We start from the raw sequence: 254 nt of genomic DNA, 5'->3' as shown, positions 1-254 counted from the left end.
TTCATACGCAAGCCAATCAAATCTCCCATTACATATAATAATCGGATACCCAACAGTACCTTTAAAAAAATCTTCGAACCCTTTAGTTATCCAGCAAGCGTCTTTACCCGCATCACTTCCACCAATAGAGAAGCAGGAACCAGCTAACTGTTCGCCTCCTGAAAACTTTATAAAGACATCCGATTCAAAACTACAAAGGCTTTCAGAAATCAACCCCAAAAAAAGCTCATGAAAATCAAGCAGCGGTCGCTCAA

Annotated in this window: 1 protein-coding gene; it reads right to left on the bottom strand. The window is 40.2% G+C overall.

Annotated elements, in window-relative coordinates; translation table 11 throughout:
- On the bottom strand, positions 1-254 hold a 254-nt coding region (locus KMS84_RS40425), incomplete at both ends, for a hypothetical protein (protein ID WP_256921640.1).

It is taken from the genome of Streptomyces hilarionis, assembly GCF_024539675.1.
GTDB classification, from domain to species: domain Bacteria; phylum Actinomycetota; class Actinomycetes; order Streptomycetales; family Streptomycetaceae; genus Streptomyces; species Streptomyces hilarionis.
This window is presented reverse-complemented; position numbering and strand designations above follow the sequence as displayed.